Below are 15,014 nucleotides of genomic sequence, written 5' to 3'. Positions count from 1 at the left end.
TCCGCCGTGTGACGCCGAGAGACCACCGGAGCGGTGACCGTGGATCAGTTGGGCCTGTTGTTCATGCTGCTGCTCGGGGCCCTGCTGAGCGTCCCGGTCGGCGCCCGCCTCGGGCTGCCGGCGCCGGTGCTGATGACGGTCCTCGGCATCGTCCTGGCGCTGCTCGACTTCGTGCCCAACGTCGACATCCCGCCCGAGCTCATCCTGCCCGCGCTGCTGCCGCCGCTGCTCTACGCGGCCGTACGGCGCACGTCCTGGCGGCAGTTCGCGGCCAACAAGCGGCCTATCTTCCTGCTCGCCGTGGCGCTGGTCTTCGTCACCATGGCCTGTGTCGCCGCGGTGGCCCACGCGATCGTGCCGGGCCTGCCCATCGCCGCCGCCTTCGCGCTGGGGGCGCTGGTGGCGCCGCCCGACCCGGTCGCGGCGACGGCCGTCGCCGGTCAGCTGGGGCTGCCGCGCCGCCTGGTGTCGATCCTGGAGGGCGAGGGGCTGTTCAACGACGTGACGGCCATCGTCCTCTACCACGTGGCCATCGCCGCCGCGGTCGGCGGCACCTTCTCGCCGTGGCGGGCGGGGCTCGACCTGGTGCTGTCCGCCGTCGTCGCCGTCGCGGTCGGCCTCGCACTGGGCTGGGCCACCAACAAGCTGATGAGCGTGCTGGGCGACGCCACACTGCAGATCGGCATGACGCTGCTCGTCCCGTACGTGGCCTACGTGCTGGCCGAGGAGCTGCACGGCTCCGGGGTGCTGGCGGTGCTCACCACCGCGATGTTCCTCGCCGAGTACGCCTTCGACGCCGACGACGTGATGACCCGGCTGGCCGGGCACACCGTGTGGGACGTCGTCGACACGCTCGTCACCGGCGTCGCCTTCGGACTGGTCGGCCTGGAACTGCACAACGCGATCCGGACGGCCTCCGGACGCTGGACCGAACTGCTCGGCTGGTCCGCGGTCGTCGTGGCCGTGGTGATCCTCGTACGGCTGCTGTGGCTGCTGCCGGCCACCTGGCTGACCCAGCGGCTGCACGCCAGACAGGACAAGGACGAGGACATCCCCACCTCCTGGCGGGAGACCGTCGTCATGTGGTGGTCGGGCATGCGGGGCGTCGCCTCGGTCGCGCTGGCGCTGGCGATCCCGCTGGAGACGGAGGACGGGTCCGCCTTCCCCCACCGCGAGGAGATCGTCTTCATCGCCTTCGGCGTCATCATGGTCACCCTGCTGCTCCAGGGCCTGACGCTGCCGTGGCTGGTGAGCCGGCTCGGGGTGCGCGCGGACACCGAACGGGAGAAGCAGTACGAGAAGGAGCTGGCCGTGCGGGCGGCCAGGGCGGCCAAGCAGCGCCTCAGGGAGATCGAGTCGGTCGAGGAACTGCCGGAGGAGCTGTCCGAGCAGATGCTGCGGCGGGCGTTCGACATCGGGCTGCGGATCAGTCCGGACGTCGGCGACGAGGAGCGGCGCGAGGCCCAGGAGCAGCGGGCCCGCCGGGTGAAGCGGATCCGTCGCATTCACGGCGAGATGCTGAGCGCCGCCCGCCACGAGGTGCTGGCCGCCCGCAGCGAACCCGGCGCGGACCCGGAGATCGTCGACCGCGTCCTGCGCCACCTGGACGTGCGCAGCATGCGGTGAGGCCGCCCTCACGCCCGGCCCGGCGTCGCGGGCGCCGGTCGGGGGCGTGACCCGTGCCGTCGGTCCGGGCGTGGCCCGTCGGTCCGGGCCGGCAGTCACAGGCTCTTCGCCGGCTGTTCCGGAAAGCGGCGCGGGCCGCCGTCGGGGGAGCGGCGAGGGCGGGTGACCCCGTCGGGGGACGGTCGCAGGGCGGCGTCGGCCGTGTTGACGCGGGGCAGGGCGTAGGGATGCTCGTCGGCGAGCCAGCGGAGCATCCCCTCGCGCACCGTGACCCGGACCGTCCAGATGTCGTCCGCGTCCTTCGCGGTCACCAGGGCCCGCACCTGCATGGTGTTCGGGGTGGTGTCGGTGACGGTCAGGTTGTAGTCGCGGCCGTCCCAGGCGGGGCACTCGCGCAGGATGTCGCGCAGCCGCTCGCGCATCAGGTCCAGCGGTGCCGTGTGGTCGAGGTGCCAGAAGACGGTGCCGGTCATCTGCGGGGTGCCGCGCGACCAGTTCTCGAACGGCTTGGACGTGAAGTACGACACCGGCATGGTGATCCGGCGCTCGTCCCAGGTGCGCACGGTCAGGAACGTGAGCGTGATCTCCTCGACGGTGCCCCACTCCCCGTCCACCACCACGGTGTCGCCCATGCGCACCATGTCGCCGAAGGCGATCTGGAACCCGGCGAACATGTTGCTGAGCGTGGACTGGGCGGCCACACCGGCGACGATGCCGAGGATTCCGGCCGAGGCCAGCAGCGAGGCCCCCGCCGCGCGCATCGCCGGGAACGTCAGCAGCATCGCCGACACGGCGACCACGACGACGACCGCCGTGACCACGCGCATGATCAGCGACACCTGGGTCCGCACCCGGCGCACCCGGGCGGGGTTGCGCTGGGCGTGGGCGTGGGCGTAGCGGGAGTACGACGTCTCGACGACCGCGGCGGCGATCCGGGTCACCAGCCAGGCCACCGAACCGATCAGCAGCAGCGTCAGCACCCGGCCGACCGCCGACCGGTGCTCCGGGAACACCTGTGCCTCGACGTACGACCCTCTCAGCAGCGCGGCGCACAGCATGACCTGGTACGGGATGCGGGCACGGCGCAGCAGCCCCCACAGGGGCGTCTCGGGATGCCGCGCGTCGGCCTTGCGCAGCAGCAGGTCGGTGGCCCATCCGATGACGAGGGTCAGCAGGATCGAGCCGCCGACCACGGTCAGCGGGCGGAGTATCGTCTCCATCCCTCGAACGTAACCGGACCCGCCGTGCGGTGAACCTGTGACTTCCGTCCCGCCCCGGGTATCGCCGCCGATCGCGTTGTCACACCCGGCTGGCACCATGGCCTCATGAACATCGTGCTCTTTCACTCGACCCTCGGCCCGAGGCCCGCGGTGCGGCAGGCCGCCGACCGGCTGCGCGACGCCGGGCACCAGGTGTGGACCCCGGACCTCTTCGAGGGGCGTACCTTCGACACGGTCGAGGAGGGCATGGCCCACCAGGACGGGATCGGCAGGGAGGAGCTGCTGAAGCGGGCGGTGCTGGCCGCCGCGCCCTATTCCGAACGGGGACTGGTGTACGCGGGCTTCTCGCTCGGCGCGTCCATCGCCCAGACACTCGCCCTCGGCGACCACCGGGCCCGCGGGCTGCTCCTCCTGCACGGCACCTCGGACATCGCGGCCAACGCCTCGGTCGACGACCTCCCGGTCCAGCTGCACGTGGCCGAACCGGACGCCTTCGAGACGGACGACTGGCTCAGCGCCTGGTACCTCCAGATGGGCCGCATCGGCGCCGACGTCGAGGTGCACCGGTACGCCGGGGCCGGTCACCTCTACACCGACCCCGACCTGCCGGACTACGACGCGGAGGCGGCCGAGGCCACCTGGCGGGTGGCGCTCGGCTTCCTCGACTCGCTTCAGGAGGCCCAGGCGGCCGACGAGCCTCAGACGGGCGAGTAGACCCGCTCCACCCGCTGCGTACCGCTGCGCGTGCGGTACGAACGGGCCCACTTCGAGGTGGCGTCCGGGTCGGTGCGGTCGGAGAGGACGTAGTAGTCCATCTGCGTCCGGTCGGCGGTGACGTCCAGCACGCCGTAGCCGTGCCGGTCGGTGTCGACCCAGTGGACGTGCCGGTTCGCGGCCCGGATGACCGGCGCCGCGATCGCCGAGACCGTGCCCTCGGGGACCTTCACGATGTCGTCGAGGTTGTCCGAGGTCACCGAGGTGACCACGAACTCCGTGGCGGCCGAGGCGGACAGCGGGTACGTGGCGGCGTTGTGCGGCACGTCGTTGGCCCAGGCCATGTGGATGTCGCCGGTCAGGAAGACCGTGTTGCGGACGGAGTTCGCGCGCAGGTGGGCGAGGAGTTCGCGGCGGTCGTCGGTGTAGCCGTCCCACTGGTCGGTGTTGAGGGCGAGTCCCTCCTTGGGCAGCCCGAGCAGCTCGGCCAGCGGCCTCAGCAGCTCGGCGGGGATGGAGCCGATGGCGAACGGCGAGATCATCACCGGGTTCCCCACCAGCCGCCACGTGGCGTCGGAGGAGGCCAGCCCGGACTTCAGCCAGTCCATCTGGGCCCGGCCGGTGAGGGTGCGGTCCGGGTCGTCGACGTCACCGTTGCCGAGCCCCACCTGCTGGGAGCGGAAGGTGCGCAGGTCCAGCAGCGACAGGTCGGCCAGCTTGCCGAAGCGCAGCCGGCGGTAGGTGGTCCCGGCGATCGCGGGACGGACCGGCATCCACTCGAAGTACGCCTGCTTGGCGGCGGCCTGACGCGCCGCCCAGGCGCCCTCGACGCCCTCGGTGTGGTTCTCGGCGCCTTGCGACCAGGTGTCGTTGGCTATCTCGTGGTCGTCCCATATCGCCACGACCGGCGCGGTGGCGTGCAGCGCCTGGAGGTCGGGGTCGGTCTTGTAACGCCCGTGCCGGACGCGGTAGTCGGCGAGCGTGAGGATCTCGTGGGCGGGCGCGTGCGGGCGTACGACGGTGCCGCGGGTGCCGTACTCGCCGGTGCCGTACTCGTAGATGTAGTCGCCCAGGTGCAGCCAGGCGTCCAGGTTGCCGCGGGCCGCGAGGTGCCGGTACGCGGAGAAGTGGCCGGCCTCCCAGTTGGCGCAGGAGACCACGCCGAAGCGCAGGCCCGCCACGGCGGCGTCGGGGGCGGGGGCCGTACGCGTGCGGGCGGCGGGGGAGTCGGTGGGACCGGCGGAGAAGCGGAACCAGTAGTCCGTGGCGGGCGCCAGGCCCCGGACGTCGGCCTTGACGGTGTGGTCGGAGGCGGCCGTCGCGGTGACGGACCCCTTGGCGACGATGTCCGTGAACTCCTTGTCCGTGGCGACGACCCAGCTCACCTCGGTGTCGGGTCCGGTTCCCGAGCCCGGCACGGCCTCGGGCGTCGGGGTCACCCTGGTCCACAACAGGACGCCGTCGGGCAGCGGATCACCGGAGGCGACTCCGTGCAGGAAGGCGGGGACGGCGCCGGCGGCGGCGGCCGGCAGCGCGGCGGCGAGCGGGGCGGCCAGAACGGCGCCGGCCGCCGCGGCCTTGACGACCGTACGGCGGCTCGGTGAACGGGTGTCCGTGAGTTCGGCGGACGACGGGGCGGGAGTCTCGGATGATCTGTGTCGACTGGTCACGGACGATCAGGTTACTGATCGGTATGGGCGCGAGCGGGCGAACTCGTGAAGTTCGCCCGCTCGTTCACCTGTGTACGGCTGGTGCGTACTACTTCGTGACGCCGGCGTCCTTGAGCGCCTTCTGCCAGTCGGCGTCCGTGCTCGGGGTCTCGATCACCTTGTCGTTGATCTTGACGGTCGGGGTCGACTGGACGTCCTCGGCCTTCTGGAAGGCGTCGCCCATCTTCATCGCCCAGGCGTCGTAGGTGCCCTTCTTCACGGCGTCCTGGAACTTCTTGTTGTCCTTCAGGGAGTCGACGCTGTTGGCGACCTTGATCAGGTAGTCGTCCTTGGCGAACTCGTCGGTCGACTCCGACGGGTGGTACTCGGAGGAGTACAGCGCGGTCTTGTAGTCGATGAAGGCCTCGGGGGAGACGTTCAGCGCGGCGCCGAGGGCGCTGAGGGCGTTCTTGGAGCCCTCGCCGCCGAGGTTGCCGTCGAGGAAGGTGCCGATGGTGAAGGAGAGCTTGTAGGTGCCGTCCTCCATGCCCTTGTTGACGGTCTCGCCGATGGTCTGCTCGAAGTTGGCGCAGCCCGGGCAGCGCGGGTCCTCGTAGAGGTGGACGACGTGGTCGCTCTTGGACTCGCCGAGGGTGACCGTGGTGCCGTTCTTGCCGGAGGTGTTGGCCGGGGCCACCACCTTGGCGTCGGCGGCCTCCTCCCACTTCGAGGGCTGGTTGCTCTGCACGACGGCGTAGCTGATGCCGCCGGCCACCGCCAGCACGCCGACGATCGAGCAGGCCACGATGACCTGCCGCTTGACCTTGTCACGCTTGGCCTGACGCTCGCGCTCCAGGCGCAGCCGCTCACGGGCCGCCGACTTGGCCGCCTGACTGTTCCGCTTGCTCATGGTGATGATCTCTCCGGGGACGCGCACACGGTCGGTGTGCGGGATACGTACGGGGGACTGCCGGTGCTCGGTCACGTGCCGCGCGAAGGCGCGCGGGTCACACGAGGGCGACCGGGCAGGGCGGTCCGCGCCGTCCCAGGGAGTGCGTGAGGATCGCCTCACGGGCGCCGGTGGTCCGGTGGGCCGAGACCGTCGGGCGGCGCACCGCCGGGGCCCGGCTCGCGCTCACCGCCGCGACGGCGAGCAGCAGCGGCCGGAAGGTGGTCGCGGCCACCGCGCTCAGCAGCTGGGCCAGCGCGCGCTCGCCGCGCCGCAGCCAGGCCGCCGCCAGCAGCCCGATGCCGACGTGCGCGCCGAGCAGCAGCCAGGCGGTCCGGGGGTCGGCGTCGGCGAGCACGGTCGCCAGCCGGTCGGTCTCGGCGCCGGTGACCCTGGTCAGCGGGGCGGTGACCCCGGCGTGGACGCCGGTCCCGTCGCCGCACAGCACGTCGAAGCCGACCGAACGCAGCGGGCCCGCGACGGGGCCGCCCGCCCTGCCGTAGCAGACGTGCTGGCCGGTGGTGAAGACCGTGTCGGCGGCCAGTTCCAGCGGGATCAGCAGGGCGGCGATACGGCCGAAGCCGCGCTCGCGTCGCCCGGCCAGGGCGTACGCGATCAGGAACACGGCGGCGGAGACGGCCGCCACCGTGGGCAGCGGCAGCGGAACCCCGGACAGCAGCACGTGCGACGCGGTGCTGAGCGTCACGACGAGTGCCGTGAACAGCGCCGCGCGTACGGCTCTGAGTGGGGTTCCGGATATGTCCATAGCGAGAGAAGAGTGTGTCACGGGGTCCGGTAAGGGACCCCTAAAGGATTCCTGTGAGAAGGCCGACGGTTATCGAACCGGAATGGTCACAGCCCCGGGATCCGGCCGTTGCGGAAGAGGTCCACGAAGGTCTGGTGGTCGGCGCGCGCGCGTGCGCCGTACCGGTGCGCGAAGTCGACCAGCAGGGGCGCGAAGCCCTCCTCGTCGGCCGCGATCGCCGCGTCGATGGCCCGCTCCGTGGAGAACGGCACCAGGGACTCACCGGACTGGTCGTCCGCCGCCGCGTGCATGGCGGCCGTGGCCCGGCCCAGGTCGGCGACGACCTCGGCGATCTCCTCCGGGTCGTCGATGTCGCCCCAGTCCAGGTCGACGGCGTACGGCGAGACCTCGGCGACCAGCTGGCCCGAGCCGTCCAGCTCGGTCCAGCCCAGCCACGGGTCGGCGTGCGCCTGGAGGGCGCGCTGGGAGATCACCGTGCGGTGGCCCTCGTGCTGGAAGTAGTCCCGGATCGCCTGGTCGGTGATGTGCCGGGAGACCGCCGGGGTCTGGGCCTGCTTGATGTAGATCACGACGTCGTTCTCCAGGGCGTCGCTGTTGCCCTCCAGGAGGATGTTGTACGAGGGCAGACCGGCCGATCCGATGCCGATGCCGCGGCGTCCGACGACGTCCTTGACGCGGTAGGAGTCGGGGCGGGCCAGGGACGACTCCGGGAGGGTCTCCAGGTAGCCGTCGAAGGCCGCCAGCACCTTGTAGCGGGTGGCGGCGTCCAGCTCGATGGAGCCGCCGCCCGGGGCGAAGCGGCGCTCGAAGTCGCGGATCTCGGTCATCGACTCCAGGAGACCGAACCGGGTCAGGGAGCGGGCGACGCGCAGGGCGCCCAGCAGCGGCCCGTCGGCGGTGTCCAGGGTGAAGGGCGGCACCTCGTCGCTCTTGGCGCCGGTGGCCAGGGCGTGGATGCGCTCGCGGTACGCGCCCGCGTACACCCGGACCAGCTCGGTGATCTGCTCGTCGCTGAGCGCCTTCGCGTACCCGATCAGCGCGACGGAGGCGGCGAAGCGCTTGAGGTCCCAGGTGAAGGGGCCGACGTAGGCCTCGTCGAAGTCGTTGACGTTGAAGATCAGCCGGCCGGTGGAGTCCATGTACGTGCCGAAGTTCTCCGCGTGCAGGTCGCCGTGGATCCACACCCGGGAGGTCCGGTCGTCCAGGTAGGGGCCGCCGGTCTTCGAGCCGAACTCCTGGTCCTCGGTCAAATCGTGGTAAAAGAGGCAGGCGGTGCCGCGGTAGAACGCGAAGGCCGACGCGGCCATCTTCCGGAACTTCACGCGGAACGCCGCCGGGTCCGCGGCCAGCAGCGTGCCGAAGGCGGCGTCGAAGACGGCGAGGATCTCCTCGCCGCGGTGCTCCTCGTTGAGCTGCGGGTCCGACATGCCTGGTGCCTCCTGGTGCGGATGGTGCTGTGACCGGTGGAGCGGATCTCCACCCGGGTCAACGTTCGAACGGGTGCGGGAGTGCCCGCGCCCGGGGACCGCGCCCGACGCGGGACCCGCCCCCCGAAGGTACGCGGGGAAGCCCTCGGAGTGTCAGTGGCGAGGCATAGACTTCGACGCTGACCCCCGGACTGTCCGCGACCCGCCGCCAGCCCGTCACCGAGAGTTCTCCCAGGAGGCCGAACGTGTCCAAGCCGCCGTTCACGCACCTGCACGTCCACACCCAGTACTCGCTGCTGGACGGTGCCGCGCGGCTGAAGGACATGTTCAACGCCTGCAACGAGATGGGCATGACGCACATCGCCATGTCCGACCACGGCAACCTGCACGGGGCGTACGACTTCTTCCACTCCGCGCAGAAGGCCGGGGTCACCCCGATCATCGGCATCGAGGCGTACGTCGCGCCCGAGTCCCGCCGCAACAAGCGCAAGATCCAGTGGGGACAGCCGCACCAGAAGCGGGACGACGTCTCGGGTTCCGGCGGCTACACCCACAAGACCATGTGGGCCGTGAACAGCACCGGTCTGCACAACCTCTTCCGGCTCTCCTCCGACGCCTACGCCGAGGGCTGGCTGCAGAAGTGGCCCCGGATGGACAAGGAGACCATCTCCCAGTGGTCCGAGGGCATCGTCGCCTCCACCGGCTGCCCCTCCGGCGAGGTGCAGACCCGGCTGCGCCTCGGCCACTTCGACGAGGCCCTGAAGGCGGCCGCGGACTACCAGGACATCTTCGGCAAGGACCGCTACTTCCTGGAGCTGATGGACCACGGCATCGAGATCGAGCACCGGGTCCGCGACGGCCTCCTGGAGATCGGCAAGAAGCTCGGCATCCCGCCGCTGGTGACCAACGACTCGCACTACACCTACGCGCACGAGGCGACCGCCCACGACGCCCTGCTGTGCATCCAGACCGGCAAGAACCTCTCCGACCCGGACCGCTTCCGCTTCGACGGCACCGGCTACTACCTGAAGTCGACGGACGAGATGTACGCCATCGACTCCTCCGACGCCTGGCAGGAGGGCTGCGCCAACACGCGCCTGATCGCCGAGATGGTCGACACCACGGGCATGTTCGTCAAGCGCGACCTCATGCCGAAGTTCGACATCCCCGAGGGGTACACCGAGGTCACCTGGTTCCAGGAGGAGGTCCGCCGCGGCATGGCCCGCCGCTTCCCCGGCGGCGTCCCGGAGGACCGCCAGAAGCAGGCCGAGTACGAGATGGACGTCATCATCCAGATGGGGTTCCCGGGCTACTTCCTCGTGGTCGCCGACTTCATCATGTGGGCGAAGAACCAGGGCATCGCGGTGGGCCCCGGCCGAGGCTCCGCGGCCGGTTCGATCGTGGCGTACGCCATGGGCATCACCGACCTCGACCCGATCCCGCACGGCCTGATCTTCGAGCGGTTCCTCAACCCCGAGCGCGTCTCCATGCCCGACGTCGACATCGACTTCGACGAGCGTCGGCGCGTCGAGGTGATCAGGTACGTGACGGAGAAGTACGGCGCCGACAAGGTCGCCATGATCGGCACGTACGGCAAGATCAAGGCGAAGAACGCCATCAAGGACTCCGCGCGCGTGCTGGGCTACCCGTACGCCATGGGCGACCGGCTCACCAAGGCCATGCCCGCCGACGTCCTCGGCAAGGGCATCGACCTCAACGGCATCACGGACCCGACCCACCCGCGCTACAGCGAGGCCGGCGAGATCCGCGCGATGTACGAGAACGAGCCGGACGTGAAGAAGGTCATCGACACCGCCAAGGGCGTCGAGGGCCTGGTGCGGCAGATGGGCGTGCACGCGGCCGGCGTGATCATGTCCAGCGAGCCGATCGTCGACCACGCCCCGATCTGGGTGCGGCACACCGACGGCGTGACCATCACGCAGTGGGACTACCCGCAGTGCGAGTCGCTCGGCCTGCTGAAGATGGACTTCCTCGGCCTGCGCAACCTCACGATCATGGACGACGCCGTCAAGATGGTGAAGTCCAACAAGGGCATCGACCTCGACCTGCTGTCCCTGCCCCTGGACGACCCGACGACCTTCGAACTGCTCCAGCGCGGCGACACCCTCGGCGTCTTCCAGTTCGACGGCGGCCCCATGCGCTCCCTGCTGCGGCTGATGAAGCCCGACAACTTCGAGGACATCTCCGCCGTCTCCGCGCTCTACCGTCCCGGCCCGATGGGCATGGACTCGCACACCAACTACGCGCTGCGCAAGAACGGCCTCCAGGAGATCACGCCGATCCACAAGGAGCTGGAGGAGCCCCTCCAGGAGGTCCTGGCGGTCACCTACGGCCTGATCGTCTACCAGGAGCAGGTGCAGAAGGCCGCCCAGATCATCGCCGGCTACTCGCTCGGCGAGGCCGACATCCTGCGCCGCGTGATGGGCAAGAAGAAGCCCGAGGAGTTGGAGAAGAACTTCGTCATCTTCCAGGCCGGCGCCCGGAAGAACGGCTACAGCGACGAGGCCATCCAGGCACTGTGGGACGTGCTGGTCCCGTTCGCCGGCTACGCCTTCAACAAGGCGCACTCGGCCGCGTACGGACTGGTCTCGTACTGGACGGCGTACCTCAAGGCGAACCACCCCGCCGAGTACATGGCCGCCCTGCTCACCTCGGTCAAGGACGACAAGGACAAGTCGGCCGTCTACCTGAACGAGTGCCGGCGCATGGGCATCAAGGTGCTGCCGCCCAACGTCAACGAGTCGATGTCGAACTTCGCCGCGCAGGGCGACGACGTGATCCTCTTCGGCCTCTCCGCGGTGCGCAACGTCGGCACCAACGTGGTCGAGTCGATCATCAGGTGCCGCAAGGCCAAGGGGAAGTACACCTCCTTCCCCGACTACCTGGACAAGGTGGAGGCGGTCGTCTGCAACAAGCGGACGACGGAGTCGCTGATCAAGGCCGGCGCCTTCGACGAGATGGGGCACACCCGCAAGGGCCTCACCGCCCAGTACGAACCGATGATCGACAACGTGGTCGCGGTCAAGCGCAAGGAGGCCGAGGGGCAGTTCGACCTCTTCGGCGGCATGGGCGACGAGCAGACCGACGAGCCGGGCTTCGGACTGGACGTGGTCTTCAGCGAGGAGGAGTGGGACAAGACCTATCTCCTCGCCCAGGAGCGGGAGATGCTCGGCCTCTACGTCTCCGACCACCCGCTCTTCGGTCTGGAGCACGTGCTGTCCGACAAGGCGGACGCGGGCATCTCCCAGCTCACCGGCGGTGACTTCGGCGACGGCGCGGTCGTCACCATCGGCGGCATCATCTCCGGCCTCCAGCGCAAGATGACCAAGCAGGGCAACGCCTGGGCCATCGCCACCGTCGAGGACCTGGCCGGTTCCATCGAGTGCATGTTCTTCCCGGCGACCTACCAGCTGGTGTCCACCCAACTCGTCGAGGACGCCGTGGTGTTCGTCAAGGGACGCCTGGACAAGCGCGAGGACGTGCCGCGCCTGGTCGCGATGGAGCTGATGGTCCCCGACCTGTCCAACGCGGGCACCAACGCGCCCGTGGTCCTCACCATCCCGGCGACCAGGGTCACACCGCCCATGGTCAGCCGCCTCGGCGAGATCCTCACCCACCACCGGGGCGACAGCGAGGTGCGGATCAGGCTCCAGGGGCCGACGAAGACGACCGTGCTGCGCCTGGACCGGCACCGGGTCAAGCCCGATCCGGCGTTGTTCGGCGACCTGAAGGTGCTGCTCGGCCCGTCCTGCCTGGCGGGCTGAGCGCGGAAACGAGCGAGGGGCGCGCCGGGCATCCGGGCGCGCCCCTCGTCCGCGCGGGGCCGCACGGCCCGTCGCGCGGCTGTCAGTTGTGGCCGAAGCGCTTCTGCCGCTTGCGGGAGGCGGCGTCGCCGGGCGTCGTCAGCGTCGGGGAGTGCTGCTCCTCGCGGTCCATGACGGCGGACTCGGCGGCCTGCGTGGCACGGGCGGACTGGGGCTGCTTACGGTCACTCTTGTTCTTGTTCTTGGCCATGGTGATCTACCTCCTGAGGGGGATCTAGGGGCCAGGGCCGATTTCAGATTCACACAGCCCAACAAAGAACGCATATCGGGCAATTACCGTGCGTGACGCGGGTCGTCGGGGCGCGGGGTGCGGAAACGCCACGCCGAAGATCGAGTTCGCGCCGTTAACCTCCGTGTGGTCGGGCAGACTCGAAGGAAGCCCGAAGCAAACCTCCCGGAAAGAGGGTGGATCGCGTGGACCGCTGCATCGTCCTGGTGGACGCCGGGTATCTGCTGGGGGCCGCCGCCAGTCTCCTCGCCGGTGAGCCCTCACGCTCCCGCATCACCGTCGATCACGCCGCCCTCATCCAGGGCCTGCGCGACCGCGCCGAGTCCGACACGCAGCAGCCGCTGCTGCGCATCTACTGGTTCGACGGCGCCCCCGACCGCGTCCCGCAGCCCGAGCACCGCCGACTGCGCGTGATGCCGCGCGTCACCGTCCGGCTCGGAGCTCTCACCCGCAGTGACGGGCGCTGGGCGCAGAAGGGCGTGGACGCCGCCATGCACGCCGAGCTGACCGAACTGGCCCGCAACCGCGCCTGCTCCGACGTCGTCCTCGTCACCGGCGACGGCGACCTCCTGCCCGGCATGATGGCCGCCAAGGAACACGGCGTCGCCGTCCACCTGTGGGCCGTGCAGGCCGCCGACGGCGACTACAACCAGTCCGAGGACCTGGTCGCCGAGGCCGACGAGCGACGCGTCCTGGACCGTACGTGGATCACCAAGGCGGTGCGCGCCAAGGAACTCGGCGGGATCTGCGCGCCGCCGCCCGTGCCCCGCCCCGAGATCGCCGCGATCCTCTCCGCCCCGCTGCCCGAGTCCGCCCTCTCCGGCACCGCGGAGCGGCCCGCCGAGGAACCCGAGCGCTCCGCGAGGACCGAGACCCCGCGCAACGGCAGCGAGGAGCGCGTACCGCCCCCCAAGGGCGTCCCCACCCCCAAGGACCTGGCCGCCCTGCGCGCCCCCGGTGCCCACCCCGCCCCGCACCCCCCGACGAGCGCCACCCTGCGCTGGTCCTCCGACAAGGGCTGGGTCGACCGGCCGGCCGCCGAACCGGCCGAGGCCGCCTCGATGCCGACGCTGGCCCAGCTCACCACGGCCGAGCAGCGCTGGGCCGACCGCGAGGAGGACATCACCACGGTCGGCGGCGATCCGTACGAGGTCGGGCAGGTCTTCGCCCGCCGTTGGCTGGAGCGCCTCGGCGACCACGGCCACCTGCAACGGCTCTCCGGGATGTATCCCCGCATCCCGCACCGCGTCGACGGCGAGCTGCTGCGCTACGCCGCCCGCTTCGGGCTGCTCGCCCACAAGGACGACCAGATCGACGAGCGCGACCGGTACGCGATCCGGGCCGGCTTCTGGCGGGAGGTCGACGTCCGCACGGCGACGGAGCGCACCCCCGCGGCGGAGTGAGGCCCGGCCCTCTCCGTGGCCTCCCCGTGCTTTCCCCGGCTGATTCGACACTTATGGGCGGACCCGAGGGCGGGGCGGAGGGACGGACCCCGTAGTCTCGTCCCTTGTGAGTACGCGCGCGGCACAGGCACTTCGACCCGGTGGCGGTGCGGTGTGCGCGGTGCGCGGACTGACCAAGACCTATCCCGCGGTACGCGGCCGGCGGGGCGTTCCCGCGACTCCCGAGGTCCGGGCCACCGACGACGTGTCCCTGGACATCCGCCGCGGTGAGATCTTCGGCCTGCTCGGGCCGAACGGAGCCGGCAAGTCCACCCTCGTGCGCCAGCTGACCGGCCTGATGCGCCCCGACCGGGGCAGCGTGGAGATCCTCGGCCACGACATCGTGCGCCACCCGGAGCGGGCCGCCCGCATCCTCGCCTACCTCGGGCAGGAGTCCAGCGCCCTGGACGAGCTGACCGTGTCGCTCGCCGCCGAGACCACCGGACGGCTGCGCGGCCTGGAGGTGCGGCGGGCCCGCGCCGAGCGGGACGCGGTCCTCGAGGAGCTGGGCCTGACCCCGATCGCCTCCCGTCCGATCAAGAAGCTCTCCGGCGGCCAGCGCCGCCTGGCCTGCTTCGCCGCCGTGCTGGTGGGGGAGCGTCCGCTGCTCGTCCTGGACGAGCCGACCACCGGCATGGACCCGGTGGCCCGGCGCGCGGTGTGGGCGGCGGTCGACCGGCGGCGCGCCGAGCTCGGCACCACCGTCCTGCTCGTCACCCACAACGTCATCGAGGCCGAGACCGTCCTCGACCGGGTCGCCGTCCTCGACCGGGGACGCGTGATCGCCTGCGACACGCCCTCCGGCCTCAAGGAGAAGGTCGCCGGCGAGGTCCGCGTCGACCTGGTGTGGCGCGAGACCGCGCCGCTGAACGTCCCCGAGGTCGCCGCCCTGCGTGACCGCGCCGCCGAGTCCGGGCGCCGCTGGACGCTGCGGCTCGCCCCGGAGGAGGCCCGCGCGGTCGTCGCCACCGTCACCGGCGGCGCCGCCTTCGCCGCCCTGGACGACTTCACCCTCGCCACACCCAGCCTGGAGGACGTGTACCTGGCACTGGGCGGCGCCGCGCGACAGGGGCTGGTGAGGGCTTGAACACCCCGACGGTGAGCGGCGGGGGCGCAGTGAGCACACCGGCCGCCGCATCCGTACCCA

11 protein-coding genes are annotated in these 15,014 nt (G+C 70.9%); 5 read left to right on the top strand and 6 right to left on the bottom strand.

Annotation, left to right across the window (positions count from 1 at the left end):
* The first annotated feature begins 39 nt into the window (after positions 1–39).
* Positions 40–1,626 (top strand): Na+/H+ antiporter, encoded by a 1,587-nt coding sequence (locus ACLIN4_RS09380; RefSeq protein ID WP_411575657.1) that lies wholly within the window; start codon positions 40–42, stop codon positions 1,624–1,626.
* Positions 1,627–1,721: 95 nt separating this feature from the next.
* On the opposite strand, the gene ACLIN4_RS09375 is transcribed toward ACLIN4_RS09380, so the two are convergent.
* Positions 1,722–2,846: a mechanosensitive ion channel family protein gene (locus ACLIN4_RS09375; protein ID WP_107477773.1), complete on the bottom strand. Its 1,125-nt coding sequence runs from the start codon at positions 2,844–2,846 to the stop codon at positions 1,722–1,724.
* Positions 2,847–2,906: 60 nt separating this feature from the next.
* Here ACLIN4_RS09375 and ACLIN4_RS09370 point away from each other — a divergent pair, with 60 nt between their 5' ends.
* Positions 2,907–3,560: a dienelactone hydrolase family protein gene (locus ACLIN4_RS09370; RefSeq protein ID WP_257002910.1), complete on the top strand. Its 654-nt coding sequence runs from the start codon at positions 2,907–2,909 to the stop codon at positions 3,558–3,560.
* On the opposite strand, the gene ACLIN4_RS09365 is transcribed toward ACLIN4_RS09370, so the two are convergent.
* The 4 genes from ACLIN4_RS09365 to ACLIN4_RS09350 all read right to left on the bottom strand — a co-directional run bounded on the left by ACLIN4_RS09365 (position 3,545) and on the right by ACLIN4_RS09350 (position 8,351).
* On the bottom strand, positions 3,545–5,230 hold the full coding sequence (locus tag ACLIN4_RS09365; protein WP_411575656.1) for an alkaline phosphatase D family protein: 1,686 nt from the start codon (positions 5,228–5,230) through the stop codon (positions 3,545–3,547). The two genes, ACLIN4_RS09370 and ACLIN4_RS09365, sit on opposite strands and share 16 nt — an antisense overlap.
* 88 nt (positions 5,231–5,318) lie before the next feature.
* Positions 5,319–6,119, bottom strand: coding sequence for a DsbA family protein (locus tag ACLIN4_RS09360; RefSeq protein ID WP_100044236.1), 801 nt, complete (start codon positions 6,117–6,119; stop codon positions 5,319–5,321).
* Between the two features lie 97 nt (positions 6,120–6,216).
* Complete coding sequence (locus tag ACLIN4_RS09355) at positions 6,217–6,924, bottom strand: hypothetical protein (RefSeq protein ID WP_107477775.1); 708 nt, start codon at positions 6,922–6,924, stop codon at positions 6,217–6,219.
* A gap of 86 nt (positions 6,925–7,010) precedes the next feature.
* Positions 7,011–8,351, bottom strand: a complete 1,341-nt coding sequence (locus ACLIN4_RS09350; RefSeq protein ID WP_100044139.1) for a DUF2252 domain-containing protein — start codon at positions 8,349–8,351, stop codon at positions 7,011–7,013.
* 245 nt (positions 8,352–8,596) lie between these two features.
* Here ACLIN4_RS09350 and dnaE point away from each other — a divergent pair, with 245 nt between their 5' ends.
* Positions 8,597–12,136, top strand: coding sequence for a DNA polymerase III subunit alpha (dnaE, locus tag ACLIN4_RS09345; protein ID WP_289903932.1), 3,540 nt, complete (start codon positions 8,597–8,599; stop codon positions 12,134–12,136).
* Between the two features lie 82 nt (positions 12,137–12,218).
* Here the strand turns inward: dnaE and ACLIN4_RS09340 are convergent, their stop codons facing one another.
* Positions 12,219–12,386, bottom strand: coding sequence for a hypothetical protein (locus tag ACLIN4_RS09340; protein ID WP_100044137.1), 168 nt, complete (start codon positions 12,384–12,386; stop codon positions 12,219–12,221).
* A gap of 224 nt (positions 12,387–12,610) precedes the next feature.
* On the opposite strand from ACLIN4_RS09340, the gene ACLIN4_RS09335 reads away from it, so the two are divergent.
* Together ACLIN4_RS09335 and ACLIN4_RS09330 are read left to right on the top strand one after the other, a co-directional pair.
* Positions 12,611–13,828 (top strand): NYN domain-containing protein, encoded by a 1,218-nt coding sequence (locus ACLIN4_RS09335; RefSeq protein WP_289903933.1) that lies wholly within the window; start codon positions 12,611–12,613, stop codon positions 13,826–13,828.
* A gap of 151 nt (positions 13,829–13,979) precedes the next feature.
* Positions 13,980–14,954 carry an ABC transporter ATP-binding protein gene (locus tag ACLIN4_RS09330; protein WP_100044136.1) on the top strand — a complete coding sequence of 325 codons (975 nt, stop codon included), beginning with the start codon at positions 13,980–13,982 and terminating at the stop codon, positions 14,952–14,954.
* The last annotated feature ends 60 nt before the right edge of the window (positions 14,955–15,014 follow it).

This window comes from Streptomyces mutabilis (assembly GCF_046628145.1).
Lineage (GTDB): Bacteria > Actinomycetota > Actinomycetes > Streptomycetales > Streptomycetaceae > Streptomyces > Streptomyces mutabilis.
Note: the sequence above shows the minus strand (reverse complement) of the source record. Positions and strands in the feature narration are given on the sequence as shown.

What these genes read in the sequence shown, in the direction of transcription:
- ACLIN4_RS09350 (WP_100044139.1), bottom strand. Translation starts at nt 8,351, where the DNA reads ATGTCGGACCCGCAGCTCAACGAGGAGCACCGCGGCGAGGAGATCCTC.
- ACLIN4_RS09355 (WP_107477775.1), bottom strand. Translation starts at nt 6,924, where the DNA reads ATGGACATATCCGGAACCCCACTCAGAGCCGTACGCGCGGCGCTGTTC.
- ACLIN4_RS09360 (WP_100044236.1), bottom strand. Translation starts at nt 6,119, where the DNA reads ATGAGCAAGCGGAACAGTCAGGCGGCCAAGTCGGCGGCCCGTGAGCGG.
- ACLIN4_RS09375 (WP_107477773.1), bottom strand. Translation starts at nt 2,846, where the DNA reads ATGGAGACGATACTCCGCCCGCTGACCGTGGTCGGCGGCTCGATCCTG.
- ACLIN4_RS09340 (WP_100044137.1), bottom strand. Translation starts at nt 12,386, where the DNA reads ATGGCCAAGAACAAGAACAAGAGTGACCGTAAGCAGCCCCAGTCCGCC.